We start from the raw sequence: 19614 nt of genomic DNA, 5'->3' as shown, positions 1-19614 counted from the left end.
AAGATTTACCTTCCTTTGCAATAAGTTGTTTCGGAGATATTTTACCCTTCGAAATTTCTTTTCATCGGAAGTTAAATTACGGATCTTCATCACATAAAATATTTTTTTCGATATCTAAAATAATTCACGAAAATCATAGGTTTTTCTTTGTAACCCTTATCTGAATCGATTCGATTGCGGACGACGATTCAAATACATCTTCACGTTGATGTGTTAACGATAATAAAGGAGGTAGCAAGTGACCATTGCTATTGTAATAGGCACACATGGTTGGGCTGCAGAGCAGTTACTTAAGACGGCAGAAATGCTGTTAGGCGAGCAGGAAAACGTCGGCTGGATCGATTTCGTTCCAGGCGAAAATGCCGAAACGCTGATTGAAAAGTACAACGCTCAGTTAGCAAAACTCGATACCAGTAAAGGCGTGCTGTTTCTCGTTGACACATGGGGAGGCAGCCCGTTTAACGCTGCGAGCCGCATTGTCGTCGATAAAGAGCATTACGAAGTTATCGCCGGTGTGAACATTCCCATGCTGGTTGAAACCTTCATGGCGCGTGATGACAACCCGAGCTTCGATGAATTAGTGGCACTGGCCGTTGAAACCGGTAGCGAAGGCGTGAAAGCGCTGAAAGCGAAACCGGTGGAAAAAGCCGCTCCTGCCCCAGTCGCAGCCCCTAAAGCAGCAGCCCCCGCGAAACCGATGGGTCCGAACGATTATATGCAGATCGGCCTGGCGCGTATTGATGACCGCTTAATCCATGGTCAGGTGGCAACTCGCTGGACCAAAGAAACCAACGTAACACGCATTATCGTCGTCAGTGATGAAGTTGCCGCCGATACCGTGCGTAAAACGCTGCTGACTCAGGTAGCACCTCCGGGTGTGACGGCGCATGTGGTTGATGTCGCGAAAATGATCCGCGTCTACAACAACCCGAAATATGCAGGTGAGCGTGTGATGCTGTTGTTCACCAACCCTACCGACGTAGAACGTATCGTGGAAGGTGGTGTGAAAATTACCTCTGTAAACATTGGCGGTATGGCTTTCCGTCAGGGTAAAACACAGGTAAACAACGCAATTTCTGTCGATGAAAAAGACATCGAAGCCTTCAAGAAACTCAATGAACGCGGTATTGAGCTCGAAGCGCGTAAAGTTTCTACCGATCAGAAACTGAAAATGATGGATTTGATTGCCAAGGCGAAATAACTCCCTGGCATTTACTTAGTTTTCACACTTAAGTCTGTATAGCAATAGGAGAAGTACAATGGAGATTACCACTCTTCAGATTGTGCTGGTGTTCATCGTCGCATGTATCGCGGGTATGGAGTCGGTACTCGATGAATTTCAGTTCCACCGTCCGTTGGTGGCCTGTACGCTGATTGGCGCCGTTCTCGGGGATATGAAAACCGGTATCATCATCGGTGGTACCCTGGAAATGATCGCCCTGGGTTGGATGAACATCGGTGCTGCGGTTGCGCCTGATGCCGCACTGGCCTCAATTATCTCTACCGTTCTGGTTATCGCGGGTCACCAAAGTATCGGTGCAGGTATCGCGCTGGCTATCCCGCTGGCAGCAGCAGGCCAGGTACTGACCATCATCGTTCGTACTATCACCGTAGCATTCCAGCACGCGGCGGATAAGGCGGCGGAAAACGGTAACCTGACGGCGCTCTCCTGGCTGCACGTGTCCTCCCTGTTCCTGCAGGCTATGCGTATCGCTATTCCGGCGGTAATCGTGGCGATTTCTGTTGGTACCAGTGAAGTTCAAAGCATGCTTAACGCCATTCCGGAAGTTGTGACCGGTGGTCTGAACATCGCAGGCGGTATGATCGTCGTGGTCGGTTATGCGATGGTCATCAACATGATGCGCGCAGGCTACCTGATGCCATTCTTCTACCTTGGCTTCGTCACCGCGGCATTTACTAACTTCAACCTGGTTGCTCTGGGTGTGATTGGCGCAGTAATGGCGATCCTCTACATTCAGCTGAGCCCGAAATATAACCGTGTAGCCGGTGCACCTGCTGCTGCGGCTGGCAATAACGATCTCGATAACGAACTGGACTAGCAGGTGAGCGAAATGGTTGATATGACTAAAACTACCACCGAGAAAAAACTCACTCCGAGTGACATTCGTGGCGTGTTCATTCGTTCTAACCTGTTTCAGGGTTCATGGAACTTCGAACGTATGCAGGCGCTGGGTTTCTGTTTCTCCATGGTGCCGGCTATCCGCCGCTTGTACCCGGAAAACAACGACGCACGTAAGCAGGCTATTAAGCGTCACCTGGAATTCTTTAACACCCATCCGTACGTAGCCGCTCCAGTACTGGGCGTTACGCTGGCGATGGAAGAACAGCGTGCAAACGGCGCAGAGATTGACGATGGTGCCATCAACGGTATCAAAGTTGGTCTGATGGGGCCGCTGGCAGGCGTGGGTGACCCGATCTTCTGGGGTACGGTTCGTCCGGTATTCGCCGCACTCGGCGCAGGGATCGCGATGAGCGGCAGTCTGCTTGGGCCTTTGCTGTTCTTCATCCTGTTTAACCTGGTACGTCTGGCAACCCGTTATTACGGTGTGGCATATGGCTACCGTAAAGGTGTCGATATCGTAAAAGATATGGGCGGCGGCTTCCTGCAGAAACTGACTGAGGGGGCGTCAATCCTCGGCCTGTTTGTCATGGGGGCATTGGTTAACAAGTGGACGCACGTAAACATCCCGCTGGTGGTTTCCACTATTACCGGCCAGGATGGTCAGACTCGCGTCACCACCGTGCAGACTATCCTTGACCAGCTGATGCCGGGTCTGGTTCCTCTGCTGCTGACATTCGCCTGTATGTGGCTGCTGCGTAAGAAAGTGAACCCGCTGTGGATCATCGTTGGCTTCTTCGTCATCGGTATCGCGGGCTACGCTGTCGGACTGCTCGGCCTGTAAGACTGTTGTACATCGCCGGGGGCTTGCCCCCGGTTTTTCTATTTAGAGGGTTGAGGATTCATGACTATCACGGACCTGGTGCTGGTTCTATTTATCTTTTCGCTGCTGGCGTATGCCATTTACGATCAGTTCATCATGCCCCGCCGTAATGGCCCCACTCTGCTGACTGTCGCCCTGCTTCCCCGCAGCAGAGTCGACAGCGTTATCTTCCTTGGCTTGGTAGCTATTCTTATCTACAACAACGTCACCAGCCATGGCGCGCAATTTACCACATGGTTATTATGTGCTCTGGTATTGATGGGGTTGTATCTGTTCTGGATCCGTACACCCAAAATCATCTTCAAGCAGAAAGGTTTTTTCTTCGCCAACGTCTGGATTGAATATAACCGCATTAAAGAGATGAATTTATCTGAAGACGGTGTATTAGTGATGCAATTAGAACATAGACGATTGCTGATTCGCGTACGAAATATAGACGATCTCGAGAGAATATATAAACTTTTAATTTCAAATCAGTAAGTTACAAATATAGCCTGAACTATGTTTTTATATATCAACTTAAAAACAAACATAGCCAAGGCTATATTACACCGCTCATAATGTTATTTGTTTTAACGTTTTATTGATAAATAAATCTAAATGAAAATCGTTTTCAATTAGAAGTCAAATATTATTTCTCCATTTCTTGTTTTATATTCTCAATATATGTTAAGGTTGCGCCCGTCGTTGGGGAGTAGCCGATTTCCAGACTCCGGAAATGTACGTGTCAACATACTCGTTGAAAAACGTGGCGCGTACGGACTGAACTTACAGGTTCCGTCAGGCGAGACCATAGGCACATCAACTGCATTGCATATCTGAATGGCGCTGTATTCACAGTGATTCCAGCCTGTATGCATGGTTACTGGGGGCAGTGATGTGTTTTATGGATACCCCGGTCAGGACGCTGTTATGAATCTCACCGCTACCGTTCTTCTCGCTTTCGGCATGTCGATGGATGCTTTCGCCGCGTCAATTGGCAAAGGCGCCACCCTGCATAAACCTAAATTTTCTGAAGCACTGCGGACTGGCCTTATATTCGGCGCAGTTGAAACGCTTACGCCGCTGATTGGCTGGGGCATGGGGATGCTGGCCAGCAAATTCGTGCTGGAGTGGAACCACTGGATCGCCTTCATTCTGCTGATCTTTTTAGGCGGGCGAATGATAATCGAAGGCTTTCGTGACAACGATGATGAAGATGAAGAGCCGCAGCGCCGTCACGGTTTCTGGCTGCTGGTCACCACTGCCATTGCGACCAGTCTCGACGCGATGGCTGTCGGGGTGGGCCTGGCTTTTCTGCAGGTCAACATTATTGCCACTGCGCTGGCCATCGGCTGCGCCACGTTGATTATGTCCACACTTGGCATGATGATCGGTCGTTTCATAGGCCCGATACTGGGCAAGCGGGCTGAAATTTTAGGCGGGGTGGTACTGATTGGTATCGGCGCCCAGATCCTCTGGGCACACTTCCACGGTTAATTCAGGCGCTGCCAGATATGAATACTAAAGTCAGTCTGGCAGTCAAACTTCGTTTTCCCCGCTAGCGTTTCCCACACTTCCGGCTTTGCCCGCCAGGCGAACGGCGTCATTTGCAATAACGCAACGGCCTCGCTGCCCTGAAGCTGCATCTGATACCCCAGCGCAATACTCTGTTGCAGCACAAAACCGTCCAGTTGCTCTGCGTGTGGCGCATGCAACCGCACCTCATCATAAATCAGCCCTTTCAGCTCCATCAAATGACGCGGACCCGGCGTGGCGGTGATTACCCATCCACCGGGTTTTACCACGCGGGCCAACTCTTGCGCTTTACAGGGCGCGTAGATCCTGATGATGGCATCCATTGACTCATCTGCAAACGGCAGACGATGGCTGGAGGCAACGCAAAAGGTCACCTGCGGATAGCGTCGGGCCGCGGCTTTAATTGCCACTTTGGCGACATCAAGACCAAAAGTTTTACAGCCCGCCAGCGCATCAGCAAACGCATGGGTGTAATACCCTTCCCCACAACCAATATCCAGGATCGCCGCATCTTCTGTAATCTGCCTCTGTGTGAGCGCATCCACAATAGCATCACGCAGCGGCTGATAGTGTCCGGCATCAAGAAATGCCCGTCGCGCCTGCATCATCTCAGCGCTGTCACCCGGATCGCGCGATCGCTTATGCTGAACCGGCAGTAAGTTGACATACCCTTCTTTCGCCACGTCAAACTGATGCCGCTCCGGGCAGACAAAACTGTTATTCACTTGTGTAAGAGGCTGGTGGCAAAGAGGACAGGAAAACGACATGACAACTCCGGCTGATGATTTAAGGGCGCAAGTGTAACGCGAATCGCGCCCCTGGAAAATAACTTACATCGACGGCGAGGATACGCTACTGCCGTGCATCACCAACAGATGATCGGAGTCGGCTGGCATGCCGTCCGGTTTGACGTTTTCCAGACGCAGGACATCGCCCATAATCTGGCTGAATACAGGCGCGGAGACTGCCCCCCCATAATATGCACCGTTTTGCGGGTTATTAATCACCACGACCAGCGCGAATTTCGGGTCGCTCGCTGGCGCGACGCCCGCCGTATAGGCCACGTATTTATCGACATATTTGCCATCATCGCCAATTTTCTTTGCCGTTCCGGTCTTAACCGCTACACGATAATCTCTGACTGCAGCCTTGGTTCCCCCGCCACCAGGTAGCGCGACGCTTTCCATCATATGTTCAACCTGGTGAACCAGAGCCTCCGGCATCACCCGTGTACCTATTACCGGCGGATCGATACGTGTAATAGAAAGCGGGCGGTAAATACCGAAGCTGCCGATGGTGGCATACACATGCGCCAGCTGGAGCGGCGTCACCATTAACCCATAACCAAATGCGAAAGTTGCCCGGTCCAGATCGCTCCAGTAGCGACGTTGAGGCATTAAACCGCTACTTTCCCCGGTTAACCCCAGTCCGGTTGGATCGCCAAAGCCAAAGCTTTTATAGGTATCAAGGAGTTTCTGTACCGGCATTGCCAGCGAAAGGTGTGATACGCCGGTATCGCTGGATTTCTGCAAAATTCCGGTCAGGGATAACTCCGGGTAAAACCCGACGTCGCGGATGCGATGTCCATCAACGTTAAAAGGATGGGTATCAATCACGCTGTCCGGTTGCACAATCCCCTGCTGTAGAGCGGTCATGATCACCAGAGGCTTAACTGTTGAGCCGGGTTCGAAGGTGTCGCTAATTGCACGGTTACGAAAATCATCCAGGACCGCACCATCACGGTTATTGGGATTGAAGTCGGGAAAGCTTGCCATGGAAAGTATTTCGCCGGTGGCAATATTGACCAGAACAGCGGCCCCGGATTCCGCCTTATTCCACGTTACGGCATTATCCAGCGCGTCTTCAGTAACCGTCTGCAAACGCTCATCAATGCTGAGCTGTAATTCATGCGCCGGTACCGGCATCACTTCGGTGATATTTTCGATGACATGGCCAAATTTGTCTTTCCGTACCAGGCGGGAGCCGGGTTTGCCCATCAGTTGGCTATTGAAGCTTTTCTCCAGCCCTTCAATACCCTGCCCGTCAATGTTGGTGAAACCAATCAGATTAGCTGCAACATGTCCGGCGGGATAAAAGCGGCGGGACTCTTCACGCAGATTGATCCCCGGTAGATCCAGTTTATCGACCCATTCAGCCTGCTGAGGAGAGATTTGACGCGCCAGGTAGATAAACCGCCCGGCCGGATTGCTGTTAACGCGTTCAGCCAGCGTGGTGAGCGAAATATGCAGCGTCTTTGCTAACGCTTGCCAGCGTTCGTTATAGCCAACACCCCCCTTGCTAACGATCGTCTTCGGGTCGGCCCAGACGGCGTTAACCGGAACGCTAACTGCCAGCGGTCGCCCTTCTCTATCGGTAATCATTCCGCGCGGCGAAGCGATGGACACCTCGCGTAAGGAACGCATGTCTTCCTGTTTGACCAGATTCGTCGGCGTGACAATTTGCAGCCACGCAACCCGACCCAGCAGCAATCCAAGACTCAATAATATTGCCACGCAAAGCAGGGCAAAACGGACGGGAGTAAAATTGCGCGCATCTATGTCGTTTTTCTTTTTCACCTGGACTCCCGCATGATAGTTTTTCAGGTGACTGATTTAACGGGAAATGCCGTAAGAAAGCGGGGAAAACTATGCTACGAACATCACGCCTTTGCAACAAAGCGCTAATGGATGGTCATTCAGTAATATTTTGACGTAATTTGAATTAAAAAGCCCCGCATAAGCGAGGCTTTATATCTGAATTGGTTGCGCCTGAGCGCTTCAAATCAGTGGTATCGATCAGATAGCTGTTACGTTAACAGCAGCCGGACCTTTCTGGCCGTCCTGAATTTCGAACTCAACGTTCTGGCCTTCAGCCAGAGTTTTGAAGCCGTTACCCTGGATAGCGGAGAAGTGTACGAACACGTCTTTGCTGCCATCAGCCGGAGTAATGAAGCCAAAACCTTTAGACTCGTTGAACCACTTAACTTGACCTTTAATCTTTGCCATTTGCAAAATTCCTTAGAGTATTTTCTTCGCCCGCGGGCATAACATAGATAAAACTGAGACATTACTGCTTGAGGCACTAATATAAGGTTCGGCAGAGAAGCGGTATTCAACGTCAACGTGTTTACTCAGGACTTCTTTACTGAAAATGCCACACATAAACAGAACTGTACCTCGTTTAACCCAAAACGTGTTATCACATACAACGTAAATAATGGCAAGCCATTTTTAAACGTGTCTCGATCGGTCGCACAAATCCCATCGTTCATCAAACAGCAACTGCACAGTTATGCGCCATCTCGAGAAGAGATATATTCACGCGCCTCCCCTCATCCCCCGCCTGGCTTGCGCCAACGCTGGGACATTTCTACCATAGCTCAATAGCTTCGGTTGTTCCAGGTTATCTGTTACGGGTTCTGCCAGATATCATTTTTTATGCTTAGTAATGCATAAAATGTCACAAGCGTAAAAATGAGATCCGCCTTCTGGTTTTGCACCAAAATAATGAAAGAATGATGACAAGGCACAAAAAAAGTAAGAGAAACGTTTCGCTGTTAATAAGACGATCGTTATCACAAAAATGACATAATCATATTTTTAACGTATGGGAGATTATATTTATATCAGACCGGGGATAAGATATTAATTAGTCGGAGCATCTGAAAATACTGAGAATACATACCGGTCCGACCGCTAATTGCAGGACGAGGGTAGAAGAAAATAGTCTGACGCACTGATGACAGGATGAAGCAACTGAGAACAACATCAGCAGTACCTCATCCTGCCAGACTTTTTTACCGCTCAGCTACCAGGCGGATGATGTCATCGTCTTCATCCCTGGCGGGCTCTGCGGTAGGCTCTGCAGCTTTCTCAGGTTCATTAGCTTCACAAAGGCGACGGAGTAAAGCATTCTGTCTTTTTTGCTGATCTAACAATGCCTCAAGCAGCTCAATCTGCTCGTTAGTACGCGAACTTGCCCGATTGATGAAAAACCAAAGAACAAGCCCGACAATCAGAACCACCACCGATACCGCTAAAGACGCAAAACTTAACGCGCCAGAATTCAAAACTTCGTTCATTTCACCACCTCAATGTAGACAGTGTAGTTTACCACTGCCGCACAAGAAGGTAATCAACTGTTGCGAAAATGCGCTTACCAGGGAATAAATTTATTGATGGCACAAATACCACTGAAAAATTGTACGTCCTGATCGCACATGATGTTGAACACCTGCGCCCACATCAGTATGCATACCAGCACAACAACAATCAGCACTACCCAGCGAATTTTTTTCACTCCAGCTCCACTCTTCAACCCTACATCTTATGTCTATAAATTATCATGCGTTACCTAAACCCAGCGTTAACTGTATCGGCATTCAATCTTTTTAGGAATGATTGACTTGTTTCATCCCGTGTACAGGCTAATCTAAGAATAACGAGAAAAGATAAGAGGTTGTAATGCGTCTGATTATCCGCGCTATTGTGTTGTTAGCTCTGGTTTGGATCGGTTTATTACTGAGCGGCTATGGAATTTTAATTGGAAGTAAAGAGAATGCTGCCGGTCTGGGCCTGCAATGCCAATATCTGACCGCCCGCGGAACCAGCACCGCACAATACGTCCACACCAATAGTGGTATCATTGGCCTGTCGGATTGTCCCCTGCTCAGGAAAAGCACGGTCATAATTGATAACGGTTAATATCGCAGCAATACATTCGATACGTTATTTACGCCTGGTAACGTTATGACTGTTCACAAAAAACCCCGGGTACAAAATACCTGGGGTTTTTAGCATTCGCGATTACGTCAGATTAGAACGGATAGTCGTTATAGCCCATTTGTTCTGAAATCTTACGCGCCGCCGTATGCAGCATCGCCACATACTCGTGTAAACGCTCTTCTGAGAAACGCAGCGTTGGGAATGAAATACTCAGACCCGCAATCACCACGCCGAAACGGTCAAACACCGGTACGCCGATGCAGCGCAGGCCTTCTTCCTGTTCTTCGTTATCTTCGCCGTAGCCCTGCTCACGCACTTTATCCAGCAATACCAGCAATTCATCAGTATTCGTAATAGTACGATCGGTACTACGTTTGTACTCAATGCCATCCAGAATCTGCTTCACTTCATCGCGGTCACGCCATGCCAGCAGAACTTTACCGATAGCCGTACTGTACAGCGGATTACGACGACCAACGCGGGAATACATGCGCAGATTGTACATGGAGTCGATTTTGTGAATGTAGACAATGCTGTCTTCATCCAGCGCACCGAGGTGTACTGTTTCTTTAGTCAGACGCGAAAGTTCGCGCATCTGGATATCAGCACTACGGATAAGATCGACGTTTTGCAACGCGCGCGCGCCCAACTCGAATAATTTCAGGGTCAGCGAGTATTTCTCAGACTCACCTTCTTGTGCCACATAACCCAGCGTTTTCATGGTCTGCAAAAAGCGATAAACGGTGCTTTTCGACATCATGACGCGTTGCGACAATTCGGTAATACCAATTTCGCGCTCTTCACCCAGCGCCTGCAGAATGCCAAAAACTTTCAGCACGGAAGATACAGAATCGGGTTGCTTATCCAGATCTGCGATTGCCATTTATCACCCCTTTCGAGTGTTTTATAAAAATCAGAACCGGTTTTTATTATAATTTCACGTATCCCCCCTCGCAATCGCTCTTTGCTTACTTAGTTACAAATCTGCGACCTAACGCCTGAATATCAATGCTAAAATTATTATTCTCATCATAAATTCCGACAATATTGACTTCCTATGGAAAAAACTCAGACCGATGGTCTGCCATTGCCCCAGCGATATGGAGCAATTTTAACCATTGTTATTGGCATCTCTATGGCAGTGCTCGACGGCGCAATCGCGAACGTAGCCCTGCCAACTATCGCAGCCGATCTTCAGGCCTCACCAGCCAGCTCAATCTGGATCGTGAACGCCTATCAAATCGCGATCGTGGTTTCGCTCCTGTCGTTCTCTTTTTTAGGTGATATGTTCGGTTACCGGCGCATTTATAAGTGCGGCCTGGTCGTGTTCCTGCTGGCATCGCTATTCTGTGCTTTGTCAGATTCGCTGCACATGCTGACACTGGCGCGCGTCGCTCAGGGTTTTGGCGGCGCGGCGCTGATGAGCGTCAATACGGCATTGATCCGACTCATTTATCCTCAGCGTCAGCTTGGGCGAGGTATGGGGATCAACTCCTTTATTGTCGCGGTCTCTTCGGCAGCGGGTCCGACCATTGCCGCAGCAATTCTCTCTGTTGGCTCGTGGAAATGGCTGTTTCTGATCAACGTCCCGCTGGGAATAATCGCCCTGCTGCTGGCTATGCGTTTTTTGCCACCCAATGCGTCCCGCGGTAATAAACCACGCTTTGATCTGCCAAGTGCGGTCATGAATGCCTTAACGTTTGGCTTACTAATCACCGCGCTCAGCGGGTTTGCACAAGGGCAGTCGCTAAAACTGATTGGCGCCGAACTTGTGGCGCTTATCGTGGTGGGTTATTTCTTCATCCGCCGTCAGCTTGCGCTGCCGGTTCCGTTATTGCCGGTTGACCTGCTACGCATTCCACTGTTTTCACTCTCGATCTGTACCTCGATATGTTCCTTCAGCGCACAAATGCTGGCATTGGTTTCCCTGCCCTTCTTTATGCAAACGGTACTTGGCCGCAGCGAGGTTGAAACGGGGCTGCTACTGACGCCATGGCCACTGGCAACCATGGTGATGGCTCCGCTGGCGGGATATCTGATTGAACGCGTTCACGCCGGACTATTGGGCGCGTTGGGCATGGCGGTAATGGCAAGCGGGCTGTTTTCGCTGGTGCTGCTGCCCGCTTCTCCCTCGGATGTTAATATCATCTGGCCGATGATACTGTGCGGCGCGGGTTTTGGCTTGTTTCAGTCACCGAATAACCACACCATTATCACCTCCGCGCCGCGTGAACGCAGCGGTGGTGCGAGCGGTATGCTGGGGACGGCGCGCTTGCTGGGTCAGAGTACCGGAGCCGCACTGGTCGCGCTGATGCTAAACCAGTTTGGCGACAGTGGCACCCACGTCTCGCTGATAACCGCTGGCATTCTGGCCTCGCTGGCAGCAATCGTGAGCGGCTTACGTATTACGCAACCGCGAGTTAAGGCATAAAAAAAACGGGAACCACTCGGTTCCCGTTCTCATACAACCCAGGATCTGGATTACATGTTTTCGATGATCGCGTCACCAAACTCTGAACATTTCAGCAGCTTAGCGCCGTCCATCAGACGTTCGAAGTCATAGGTTACGGTCTTGGCGTTGATCGCGCCTTCCATACCTTTAACGATCAGGTCAGCCGCTTCCACCCAACCCATGTGGCGCAGCAGTAGTTAGATGGTTCAGATATATCCATCTGTTAAACAAAGACAATTTCAGGATCCCCCCATTAAAACATTTACTTTTACCTTTCCTCTAACCTATTGATTATCAATATTTGTTTTTTGGTTTTGATAACCGTTTCAGAGGGTAAAACAGCTGCTAGTATTTATCAGACACTACACATAAAATTGCACTATCCAAGCCAGATTCCTGACATCAGAATCTGCACAAGCTTAACCCTATCGTTATAATAATAAGTTTTCCCAAGCGCAAACATGTGGGCGTTTTGTTCGTTTCTCTCAAGCCCTTTTACTTTCAAATAATCACGAAATTCATCTCTAATAGCGTTACGTTCAGCTGATTCTCTGGCAATTTTTGCATAGTCAGCCGCAGTTTTAGGTCTCATACAGACTCCTTTTTTGTGGTGTGCAAAGTATACTTCAGCCATCAATCAAGATTTTGTACCGTACATGCTTATCCCCGTCATGGGGTGTCGGGGGTCGGAGGTTCAAATCCTCTCGTGCCGACCAAAAATCCTCGAAGAACCAGCCTGTTACGGCTGGTTTTTTTATGCCTGTTTTCTGAACGGGGAATAATCGGGGAAAAACCCCGACTCAAAACATCGACTTTATCGTAAAGTTTCAACTATTCACATCACCGGGCAGTCATCAAATTCCGCATTCCTGGCATCATTAATGATGTACGTGATAACTCCAAATATTGCGTGTGAGGAATTGTAGCCATCACCATCTTCTTGCAGCGCTTCCCTTCTCCCGTTCTCCAGATTTATCAGGTGGGGCTGAGGGTGAGTTTGGTATCGCTTGATCCTGAATTCCCCATCTATCGCGCATATCAGCAGCGAGCCATCACAGGCTGAAAGCGACGCGTCCACAACAAGTAGCGCCCCCTGGATTATCCCTTCCCTGAAATGTGAACGCGATGCCCGCATGAAATAAGTCGCTGCGGGCTGGCTGATTAGCTGCTGAGCGAGGGAGATCCTTGTTTCAACGTAATCACTGGCAGGTGAAGGGAAGCCCATAGCTAAAGTCCTCCGTTTGGATTGAACAGCTGAAATGTGCGGTTCTCGCCTTCCTGCGTTGATACATCGCGGAATGTCGTCACATACCACTCGACCCATTCGTTGGCCTGCTTCATCGTCCAGTTCCAGTTAACCTTGCTCAGTTCCTGGACAAAACGCTGCGTGGTGACGGTCTTCCGGCCATTCGGTTCTTGCTGTATCGAAGCATACCAGGCCATTTCAATATCGCTACGTCGTGGCATCATTTAGCCCCTCTTGAATACAGGATAAAAACACAGTATAAATACTGTATATCCATCCAGTAAAGAGGCAATGGGCAATGTTCGTGGAACTCGTTTATGACAAAAGGAATTTTGATGGTCTGCCCGGGGCAAAAGATATCATTCTGGGCGAATTGACCAGGAGGATTCACCGGATTTTCCCGGATGCTGATGTTCGGGTTAAACCGATGATGACACTGCCGGCGATCAACACTGACGCCAGCAAGCACGAGAAAGAACAGATAAGCCGAACGGTGCAGGAAATGTTTGAAGAGGCTGATATGTGGCTGGTTTCAGATTAAACGCCTTGAACCATCATATTGCTTGAGTAGTGTTAGCTCAGACCTGAGCTGACAGTCTTATGGCACAGAGTCAAAGCTAACCTGACGGTCCACTCTGTGCCAGGAGCGGACAAAGCTGACATCATCATGTACCAATTAACGCGGCGTCAGCCAGCTAGTTCGTGATGGTAGTGAGTTGTCAAAAGTTGTAGCCCCCTACCAGCGCCATCGGAGATTCTTGAGTGTAGCCGCCCTAAATTAAAGATGCTTCGAACAGTTGCCAAAATACTGAGATCGAGTTTAATAAGGGATGATATCTCAGCACACAGTTTACAGGGACAGAAAATGCAGCATTTGAATGATTTACCCAAAAGAGATAGAAACCATCGGATTGAAAGACTTGCAATATCAGCTTTTGAAAATTTCCTTAGAGATTCAAATGATTTTTTTATTCAAAGTCAGGATATAAATGATTACGGCGTAGATTATCAACTCGAAATCACTATAGCTGGTCAGGCAACTAACATTAGATTATTTGTTCAACTAAAAGGTACCGAGCAAAATTTAAATAGTGATGGTTCGATTAGCATATCAGTTAATAGAGCAAACTTGAATTATCTATTAATGCACCCCTATTCATTTTATGTATGTTTTCATGCTCCAAGTAATAGTCTAAAAATAAAATTTGCTGAAAGCGTAGTTCGAAACTACGAACAGTCTGAAAAGCAATGGATTGAGCAAGAGACACTTACTATTAAATTTACTGAAGGTATTTCCGATTCTCGCTTGCATGAAATTGCAGAGGTGGCTAGATTTAATGCCATAAATAACCGCAACGCTAGAATTGATGTGATAACAAAGCATGTTTCAAATGTTAGCGAAATAATTAATAAAGCTATACCGAAGATACATATACCAGAAGATAAAGAAATAGTTCATGAATTGCTTAATTCATTATATAAAAATAATCATGATGATGTGATAAGTGATAATTTTGATGAATTTTTAGCTATTTTGGGGTCTGACCACCCGGCGATGATAATTCCATATATGTCGGAAATAAATAAAGCTATGGACAGAGTTAATGGGAATGAAGAAAGGGTTTTGAATGGTATACAGTATCTTAGAGATAGGTTGGAAGAGGGTAAAATAACCAAGGGAAGTTTATACTATTCAATAGGTAATGGATTTACGGCTCTTGACATGGATAGAGAAGCTATTCAAGAGTACAAGACTGCTCTTGAACATATAATAGAAGCAGAGAAATTAGTTGCGCAATGCTACAAAAATATGGGTAGTAGTTACTCAAAGCTTGGGAATGAACATGAAGCATATGAATGCTATAAAAAGGCACTTGAGTTAGAACCAAACTTAAGTGAGGCTAACTTAGCTGTGGGCGTAATTCATAATCGCAGGGGGGAGTATGAATTGGCGTTAGAATATTTAGATAGGGTACTTTTCCCAGGGAATCATCCGCATAAACTCATCTATGCTGAAAAATGGAGAATAAATACTCTTTTCAATTTGGGTGATTATCGTTCAGCATATAGAGAGATTAATAATCTATTAACTCGAAATGATAATAAAGATGGCTTATGGAAATGGTGCTTAATGCTAGTTGCAACGTTCTGCCGAACTTCGACTGCTTCCGCTAAGCTAAGCTTGCCTTTTTGGACGCGTTTTTTAGAAATGTATCCGAATCACCCTGATGCATCTAGAGAAATTCTTTTGGCGAAAAATTACTTAAGAGCAAATGATAATTTAACAAAGTATTCGTACCAAGATTTTAAGAGAGAATTTGAACTACGAATAAGTAATGTTAACAATGAAGATAGTGCTTTCCTGTGGGATCGTATAGGTCATTGGGCACAGGATGAAGACGAGTGGGAAGATGCAGAGATGCATTTCCGTAAAGCTTATGAAATTGCTGGGGGAGAATATGGATATTGTCTCGGAGTTGCTCTGAATCATCTAGGTCGCTTCAATGAAAGCTTGCCTATTCTGGTTGAACAAGCTGAAAAAATCCAACCGGATGATTTTAGCTGGTTCCAAGTAGCTGTAGCCTACGAATTTCAAGGATATATTCAAGAGGCAATCGATTCTTATGAAAAATGCTTATCAATAAATGAGAAAAACGAATTGGCATTGTTCAATCTTGGAGGCCTTTACTGGAATTCGCGAAATTATGATGAGGCAAGTCGTGTTTGGAAACTAGCAGTAGAGTATTATCCAGAACATGAGCTTTCGCATAAACTTCGAAAAGATATTCCATTCATTTTGAATTGATCTTATTAATAAGCGACGAGCTAAATGCAGTAATTAGTATAAAAAACATGAGTATAAGTTAAAGGCTCGTTGCTACAGAATAGAACGGAAATTTTAGTTTTGAATCTAAATTTCGCACTGTTGTGGTGTCACTTGATTAGGAATTTATTTTCAGGACAGAATATAGTCAAAAAAATATGAGTGTACTTTTGGTGGTGTCTAGCAAAGTGAATTAAATGTAACAAATTTAAAATCAATTAGTTATGATATTGTGACTTGTTCCGATTATCGTCCGCTTTTTGCTCATATTGGACCTGAGGACCAGTTGGTTGGTCCCCTCCGTGCCAAAAGTAGACTTTAACCCTTACAATTTTACACCATGTAAAAACAGATTATTTCTTCGTTGCTCTCCTTCACTACTAACTACATTAAAAAATCCTCTGCTAACATCATCAGAAACATCAATAATGTGTTTTAATGCAGAAAGTGTCTTAATTTGCATGCTAGTTAAGTCTGCCTTATCAAGCACTAATTGATCATCATTTACATCTTTTAAGTAAGAAAAATACTTACCCAAAAAACCTGCGATAACATCAGACAATTGAACAGCTTCTGAGTTGTGGGATTTAACAAATTCATGATTCTTAATTGGTATACCATTTTCAGTTAACGGGAAATCTTTAATTTCATCCTGAATGTTTTTCTCTTCATCAAATATGTGAATGGAATTTTTAAATAGATATAAGTTTCTTAAATAAAATACCATAAAGCTACCGATCAGTTCTCGACCATGAAATCCAGATATGAACGGTAGTTTTTCGATTCTCAGAGATTCTTTAACCAAATTTTCGAGTATATTTGCTCTAAAATCCGACAACATAGAACTGTGCATGCTTGTAAAATCAATTAGCCATAGACAAAATCCATGAACTTTTTCTTCTGGAATATCTGGGTAGTTAAATTCATGCAGAGTATTCAGGAAAACATCAGAATTGCTATTGGCAAGCTCATAAAAATCACTCTTAAGTTCCATGTGATTCATTCGATAAAACGGATGATGTAACTCACCAATAATAGAATCAATTATGTCAATAACGGACCAGTATGTAATATTAAGATTAAAATAATGGATATAGAATTTGTTTTCGATGAGCCAGTTTAGAATAATTAAAAGCTTATCAGACTTAAGCATATCCAAAAAACCACCCTTTGCAATATGCTTGAGTTTTAACTCATGGGCACTTTTTTGAATATTAAGCATTTGAAATAGATTTGAAAAATCACTACCGCTGCTTAACCCTTCGTGTAATATCCCAGCAAGAATGAAATTATCAGTCTTGTTAACATTAAAGCCAGAACCTTTTAAATATAGCTTTCTGATATTATTAGTTTCATCATAATAAAACGTATAGACTTTATCAGTATTTTGAAGACTATTACGCTGGATGATAATCTCTCTAAGTTCTTTGACATCCATTTCTCACCCCTTAAGCAATTTTCAAAAGAAGGTCAACCTCAGTAATCATCATATAAACCACCTAATTCAAGAGTCGTTTATGAATTATTTATTGAGCATTCTAAAACCTTCTGCAGAGAATATAAAAAGGATTTCTTTAGTTAATTCTTCGTTTATTTCTGGTATTATATTTTGAAGTGACTTTCCCTCCATCATTTTTTTATAAAGCTTCTCATTTATTTGTATTGCATGTGTAACAAGAAGGTTTTCAGTTGCACCAATAACGCCGAAAAAAGGATAGCCCCCATCAGATGCAGTTACTTTTACAGCATTTATACCTTTGCAAGTACTCATATTTAACAGTAAGGTATTATTACTAAGAGCATTCACTTCTTCAAGATGCTCGGCAAGATCTTCCCATGCTACAATTTCACTTCCAACTTTAATTCCATCTTCGCATCCATGCCCAACGAATTGCAAAAAGTATTTCGTTCCTTCTTTTGTCCAGTCCCGCATTTGATTAAAAGAAGATATTAATTCGTCTTTATTATTTGGGAAGGCCAATGCAACAGGTAGTGACTCATTATCGAGCGTCTGTTTCAATTTCTCCGTTATTTTATATTTATTTCTATCAGCCTCAGGTAAAAAATCCAGAATAAAAACAGAATCATAGTCAGCATCTAATTCGGGGGTAACATACTGATATTTATTTTCTGACATACCACACACCTGTAATTATTTATTTTAATCTTGACTAGTTTAAACTCAATCAACCACTCCAGTACCTCATATATTTTCACTGATTTCAAACAAAATCTACACTTGATCACGAGCACAACGTCTGCTGTTCGCTCAAAGCGGACTGTCAATCATTCAATACTCGCACTATCGGACGTTCGCCAGTTGGCCGCAGCCATGCACATGGTATGGTTGCGGCACTGTTATTTCGCTTTATGACATTGCACGTTGATGGTTCAGAGTAGAATTATCTGGCAGTGAGCTGTTCTACAATTTTCTTCAGCGCCTCCATGTCTGCTTTCAGTTGATTGATTTCTTTCTGCTGCGCTTCATTTTCATCCATCAGAGAAATAATGGTTGCGTGATGAACAGCGGCCAGTACGCCGGAATCGCCAGCCTGTACAGATAAGGCATCCTTAACAACAGTACCGTCCCGTAGTTCGATATCACCGGCAGTAACTTTCGCCTCCGGGTACGCCTCATACAGCCCTTCAGCCAGAACACCGATACCGAAACGCCCGTCAGCATTTTTTGTTTTCAGTCGCCAGGTACATGCGCGGATTATCCGCATCGTTTCGCGCGGATTCTGGATGTCTTCGACTTTCTCTTTAATTTTGACTGTCGAGCCGCCGTTAACCCAGTTTCCGGTAGCGGTGGCGTTACCATTAGTGCCATTAAACCGCCACATATGTGGCGTGGTTCCCGCTTCATAAGTCCAGGAGAGCACATACTCCGGATTATTGCTGTTAGCCCACGCGGACCATGTAAACACTCCGCCATAGTTGCCAGGCCAGTACAGTTTGAAGCTGGAGTGAGGATACAGATAGCCTGCACCTTGTACATTCATCTGTTCCTGGTAGAGACCGTAGTTGCGGTTTCCGGCATAGAGGGAGTCAAAGCTTCCCGGCAATGCGTTGACCTTTCCAAACGGGCTGGTTATCTGGCCTCCGGATTTGCCGCCAATGGTGTTTAGGCGGACATCATTCCCCTCACAGAAAGAACCTGACCCTGCCCCAAAGGGACTGGACAGCCCCGTCCCGCCCTGTGCTTTTGGCACCACGCCGTCAACTTTTGTGGCCATATTATCAGCAAGGTATTTCCAGGATGGGCCTGTAAACGTTGATTGGTCGGGTAACTTTACAGTTATTGTCCCGGTACCACTGAATACCTGCTGCCAGTTCTGTTTGTCGTAGTTCAGACCGAGAAGCGCCTGGGTATTCTGAACGACCATTGCGGCAGTGACCATATTCAGCGCCACGCGGGGAACGGCAGACCAGGCGGCTCCTGTCGCTCGCGGCCCGGTGTAATTACTGACCAGCGTCAGCCGTGTATTGCTGTTAACTTCCAGTACGGGAAGTGTGAAAGGCACACCACCCACGACAACCACAATAAAATCACCTGCAGCTAACTCAGTGGTGAAAGTGGTGTCAGTTCCGGCAACCGAGGCTGAGTTATTGTTAAGGGTTAAGGTTCCTGCTGACATGGGGTTTCCTCAGTACATGTTCGGAATAATGAGAATGGGCATGTTGATATTTCTGTTCCGGCTCATATCCCATGAACCGGAGTTGTGGTTAGCAAAGACTTTGTTGTAGGCTGACCTGACATTACCACCGGACATCACGACCCCCTTCGTCCGTATATTTCCGTAACCACCATCCATACGGACCTGCACGCCGGTATAAACTATCTGGCAGAACCCGCCGCCAATATTCTGGAAAGCATCGGTGATCTG

At 46.2% G+C, this 19614-nt stretch carries 22 protein-coding genes and 2 pseudogenes; 9 read left to right on the top strand and 15 right to left on the bottom strand.

The window, feature by feature from the left end; translation table 11 throughout:
* The first annotated feature begins 238 nt into the window (after nucleotides 1–238).
* The 5 genes from manX (at nucleotide 239) to mntP (ending at nucleotide 4442) form a co-directional block, all read left to right on the top strand.
* The gene (gene manX / locus OGV77_RS18140; protein WP_005122176.1) at nucleotides 239–1201 is read left to right on the top strand and encodes a PTS mannose transporter subunit IIAB; all 963 of its coding nucleotides are present in this window, start codon (nucleotides 239–241) and stop codon (nucleotides 1199–1201) included.
* A 58-nt stretch (nucleotides 1202–1259) separates the two neighbouring features.
* A complete protein-coding gene (locus OGV77_RS18135) occupies nucleotides 1260–2060 on the top strand; it encodes a PTS mannose/fructose/sorbose transporter subunit IIC (RefSeq protein ID WP_003021004.1) in 801 nt (266 codons plus the stop codon).
* Nucleotides 2061–2072: 12 nt separating this feature from the next.
* On the top strand, nucleotides 2073–2924 hold the full coding sequence (locus tag OGV77_RS18130; RefSeq protein ID WP_003833769.1) for a PTS mannose transporter subunit IID: 852 nt from the start codon (nucleotides 2073–2075) through the stop codon (nucleotides 2922–2924).
* 60 nt (nucleotides 2925–2984) lie between these two features.
* Nucleotides 2985–3443 carry a DUF986 family protein gene (locus tag OGV77_RS18125; RefSeq protein ID WP_047410567.1) on the top strand — a complete coding sequence of 153 codons (459 nt, stop codon included), beginning with the start codon at nucleotides 2985–2987 and terminating at the stop codon, nucleotides 3441–3443.
* Between the two features lie 432 nt (nucleotides 3444–3875).
* Entirely contained in the window at nucleotides 3876–4442 is a 567-nt protein-coding gene (mntP, locus tag OGV77_RS18120) for a manganese efflux pump MntP (protein WP_141110904.1), read from the top strand.
* On the opposite strand, the gene rlmA is transcribed toward mntP, so the two are convergent.
* The 6 genes from rlmA to mgrB all read right to left on the bottom strand — a co-directional run bounded on the left by rlmA (nucleotide 4439) and on the right by mgrB (nucleotide 8780).
* Nucleotides 4439–5248: a 23S rRNA (guanine(745)-N(1))-methyltransferase gene (rlmA, locus tag OGV77_RS18115; protein WP_047410564.1), complete on the bottom strand. Its 810-nt coding sequence runs from the start codon at nucleotides 5246–5248 to the stop codon at nucleotides 4439–4441. The genes mntP and rlmA overlap by 4 nt on opposite strands.
* A 63-nt stretch (nucleotides 5249–5311) precedes the next feature.
* Nucleotides 5312–7057: a peptidoglycan DD-transpeptidase FtsI2/PBP3(PARA) gene (gene ftsI2 / locus OGV77_RS18110; RefSeq protein WP_043016040.1), complete on the bottom strand. Its 1746-nt coding sequence runs from the start codon at nucleotides 7055–7057 to the stop codon at nucleotides 5312–5314.
* Nucleotides 7058–7276: 219 nt separating this feature from the next.
* Nucleotides 7277–7486 carry a transcription antiterminator/RNA stability regulator CspE gene (gene cspE, locus OGV77_RS18105; RefSeq protein ID WP_001062678.1) on the bottom strand — a complete coding sequence of 70 codons (210 nt, stop codon included), beginning with the start codon at nucleotides 7484–7486 and terminating at the stop codon, nucleotides 7277–7279.
* A gap of 12 nt (nucleotides 7487–7498) precedes the next feature.
* On the bottom strand, nucleotides 7499–7642 hold the full coding sequence (locus tag OGV77_RS18100; protein ID WP_006684179.1) for a DUF2627 domain-containing protein: 144 nt from the start codon (nucleotides 7640–7642) through the stop codon (nucleotides 7499–7501).
* 635 nt (nucleotides 7643–8277) lie between these two features.
* A complete protein-coding gene (locus OGV77_RS18095; protein ID WP_043016039.1) occupies nucleotides 8278–8562 on the bottom strand; it encodes a YebO family protein in 285 nt (94 codons plus the stop codon).
* A 74-nt stretch (nucleotides 8563–8636) separates the two neighbouring features.
* The gene (mgrB, locus tag OGV77_RS18090) at nucleotides 8637–8780 is read right to left on the bottom strand and encodes a PhoP/PhoQ regulatory lipoprotein MgrB (protein ID WP_003034977.1); all 144 of its coding nucleotides are present in this window, start codon (nucleotides 8778–8780) and stop codon (nucleotides 8637–8639) included.
* Nucleotides 8781–8944: 164 nt separating this feature from the next.
* Between mgrB and OGV77_RS18085 the strand changes: the two genes are divergently transcribed.
* Entirely contained in the window at nucleotides 8945–9184 is a 240-nt protein-coding gene (locus OGV77_RS18085; RefSeq protein ID WP_003034975.1) for a YobH family protein, read from the top strand.
* 112 nt (nucleotides 9185–9296) lie between these two features.
* On the opposite strand, the gene kdgR is transcribed toward OGV77_RS18085, so the two are convergent.
* Nucleotides 9297–10088: a DNA-binding transcriptional regulator KdgR gene (kdgR, locus tag OGV77_RS18080; protein ID WP_003833778.1), complete on the bottom strand. Its 792-nt coding sequence runs from the start codon at nucleotides 10086–10088 to the stop codon at nucleotides 9297–9299.
* A 174-nt stretch (nucleotides 10089–10262) separates the two neighbouring features.
* Here kdgR and OGV77_RS18075 point away from each other — a divergent pair, with 174 nt between their 5' ends.
* On the top strand, nucleotides 10263–11636 hold the full coding sequence (locus tag OGV77_RS18075) for an MFS transporter (protein ID WP_087050941.1): 1374 nt from the start codon (nucleotides 10263–10265) through the stop codon (nucleotides 11634–11636).
* Nucleotides 11637–11686: 50 nt separating this feature from the next.
* Here OGV77_RS18075 and OGV77_RS18070 read toward each other — a convergent pair.
* From OGV77_RS18070 to OGV77_RS24910, 4 genes and pseudogenes are all read right to left on the bottom strand, one after another.
* Nucleotides 11687–11854: pseudogene (locus OGV77_RS18070) on the bottom strand (isocitrate/isopropylmalate family dehydrogenase); the annotation flags it as partial.
* 182 nt (nucleotides 11855–12036) lie between these two features.
* Nucleotides 12037–12249, bottom strand: a complete 213-nt coding sequence (locus tag OGV77_RS18065; protein ID WP_286502945.1) for a hypothetical protein — start codon at nucleotides 12247–12249, stop codon at nucleotides 12037–12039.
* A 243-nt stretch (nucleotides 12250–12492) separates the two neighbouring features.
* Nucleotides 12493–12882, bottom strand: a complete 390-nt coding sequence (locus OGV77_RS18060; protein WP_502873704.1) for a HumD family translesion DNA polymerase — start codon at nucleotides 12880–12882, stop codon at nucleotides 12493–12495.
* Nucleotides 12883–12884: 2 nt separating this feature from the next.
* Nucleotides 12885–13100: a DNA polymerase V gene (locus OGV77_RS24910; protein ID WP_502873705.1), complete on the bottom strand. Its 216-nt coding sequence runs from the start codon at nucleotides 13098–13100 to the stop codon at nucleotides 12885–12887.
* Between OGV77_RS24910 and OGV77_RS24905 the strand changes: the two are divergent.
* Together OGV77_RS24905 and OGV77_RS18045 are read left to right on the top strand one after the other, a co-directional pair.
* Nucleotides 13029–13444, top strand: a pseudogene (locus OGV77_RS24905) (DinI family protein). The gene OGV77_RS24910 and the pseudogene OGV77_RS24905 sit on opposite strands and share 72 nt — an antisense overlap.
* Nucleotides 13445–13768: 324 nt before the next feature.
* Complete coding sequence (locus OGV77_RS18045) at nucleotides 13769–15709, top strand: tetratricopeptide repeat protein (protein WP_286502944.1); 1941 nt, start codon at nucleotides 13769–13771, stop codon at nucleotides 15707–15709.
* A gap of 343 nt (nucleotides 15710–16052) precedes the next feature.
* Here the strand turns inward: OGV77_RS18045 and OGV77_RS18040 are convergent, their stop codons facing one another.
* The 4 genes from OGV77_RS18040 to OGV77_RS18025 form a co-directional block, all read right to left on the bottom strand.
* Nucleotides 16053–17165: a DUF3800 domain-containing protein gene (locus OGV77_RS18040; protein ID WP_286502943.1), complete on the bottom strand. Its 1113-nt coding sequence runs from the start codon at nucleotides 17163–17165 to the stop codon at nucleotides 16053–16055.
* 84 nt (nucleotides 17166–17249) lie between these two features.
* On the bottom strand, nucleotides 17250–17864 hold the full coding sequence (locus OGV77_RS18035; protein ID WP_286502942.1) for a hypothetical protein: 615 nt from the start codon (nucleotides 17862–17864) through the stop codon (nucleotides 17250–17252).
* A 265-nt stretch (nucleotides 17865–18129) separates the two neighbouring features.
* On the bottom strand, nucleotides 18130–19365 hold the full coding sequence (locus tag OGV77_RS18030; protein ID WP_286502941.1) for a tail fiber domain-containing protein: 1236 nt from the start codon (nucleotides 19363–19365) through the stop codon (nucleotides 18130–18132).
* A gap of 9 nt (nucleotides 19366–19374) precedes the next feature.
* A partial coding sequence (locus OGV77_RS18025) for a DUF6453 family protein (protein WP_286502940.1) occupies nucleotides 19375–19614 on the bottom strand: 240 nt, incomplete at its 5' end.

The sequence above is a fragment of the Citrobacter sp. Ce129 genome (genome assembly GCF_030334545.1).
GTDB classification, from domain to species: domain Bacteria; phylum Pseudomonadota; class Gammaproteobacteria; order Enterobacterales; family Enterobacteriaceae; genus Citrobacter; species Citrobacter europaeus.
The sequence above is the reverse complement of the archived record's forward strand: the minus strand, read 5'-3'. Positions and strand labels throughout refer to the sequence as shown.

Excerpts from the sequence above, each read along its gene's own strand:
- OGV77_RS18135 (WP_003021004.1), top strand. The coding sequence starts at position 1,260 with ATGGAGATTACCACTCTTCAGATTGTGCTGGTGTTCATCGTCGCATGT.
- OGV77_RS18130 (WP_003833769.1), top strand. The coding sequence starts at position 2,073 with ATGGTTGATATGACTAAAACTACCACCGAGAAAAAACTCACTCCGAGT.
- OGV77_RS18125 (WP_047410567.1), top strand. The coding sequence starts at position 2,985 with ATGACTATCACGGACCTGGTGCTGGTTCTATTTATCTTTTCGCTGCTG.
- mntP (WP_141110904.1), top strand. The coding sequence starts at position 3,876 with ATGAATCTCACCGCTACCGTTCTTCTCGCTTTCGGCATGTCGATGGAT.
- rlmA (WP_047410564.1), bottom strand. The coding sequence starts at position 5,248 with ATGTCGTTTTCCTGTCCTCTTTGCCACCAGCCTCTTACACAAGTGAAT.
- cspE (WP_001062678.1), bottom strand. The coding sequence starts at position 7,486 with ATGGCAAAGATTAAAGGTCAAGTTAAGTGGTTCAACGAGTCTAAAGGT.
- OGV77_RS18100 (WP_006684179.1), bottom strand. The coding sequence starts at position 7,642 with ATGTGTGGCATTTTCAGTAAAGAAGTCCTGAGTAAACACGTTGACGTT.
- OGV77_RS18095 (WP_043016039.1), bottom strand. The coding sequence starts at position 8,562 with ATGAACGAAGTTTTGAATTCTGGCGCGTTAAGTTTTGCGTCTTTAGCG.
- OGV77_RS18085 (WP_003034975.1), top strand. The coding sequence starts at position 8,945 with ATGCGTCTGATTATCCGCGCTATTGTGTTGTTAGCTCTGGTTTGGATC.
- kdgR (WP_003833778.1), bottom strand. The coding sequence starts at position 10,088 with ATGGCAATCGCAGATCTGGATAAGCAACCCGATTCTGTATCTTCCGTG.
- OGV77_RS18075 (WP_087050941.1), top strand. The coding sequence starts at position 10,263 with ATGGAAAAAACTCAGACCGATGGTCTGCCATTGCCCCAGCGATATGGA.
- OGV77_RS18065 (WP_286502945.1), bottom strand. The coding sequence starts at position 12,249 with ATGAGACCTAAAACTGCGGCTGACTATGCAAAAATTGCCAGAGAATCA.
- OGV77_RS18060 (WP_502873704.1), bottom strand. The coding sequence starts at position 12,882 with ATGGGCTTCCCTTCACCTGCCAGTGATTACGTTGAAACAAGGATCTCC.
- OGV77_RS24910 (WP_502873705.1), bottom strand. The coding sequence starts at position 13,100 with ATGGCCTGGTATGCTTCGATACAGCAAGAACCGAATGGCCGGAAGACC.
- OGV77_RS18045 (WP_286502944.1), top strand. The coding sequence starts at position 13,769 with ATGCAGCATTTGAATGATTTACCCAAAAGAGATAGAAACCATCGGATT.
- OGV77_RS18040 (WP_286502943.1), bottom strand. The coding sequence starts at position 17,165 with ATGGATGTCAAAGAACTTAGAGAGATTATCATCCAGCGTAATAGTCTT.
- OGV77_RS18035 (WP_286502942.1), bottom strand. The coding sequence starts at position 17,864 with ATGTCAGAAAATAAATATCAGTATGTTACCCCCGAATTAGATGCTGAC.
- OGV77_RS18030 (WP_286502941.1), bottom strand. The coding sequence starts at position 19,365 with ATGTCAGCAGGAACCTTAACCCTTAACAATAACTCAGCCTCGGTTGCC.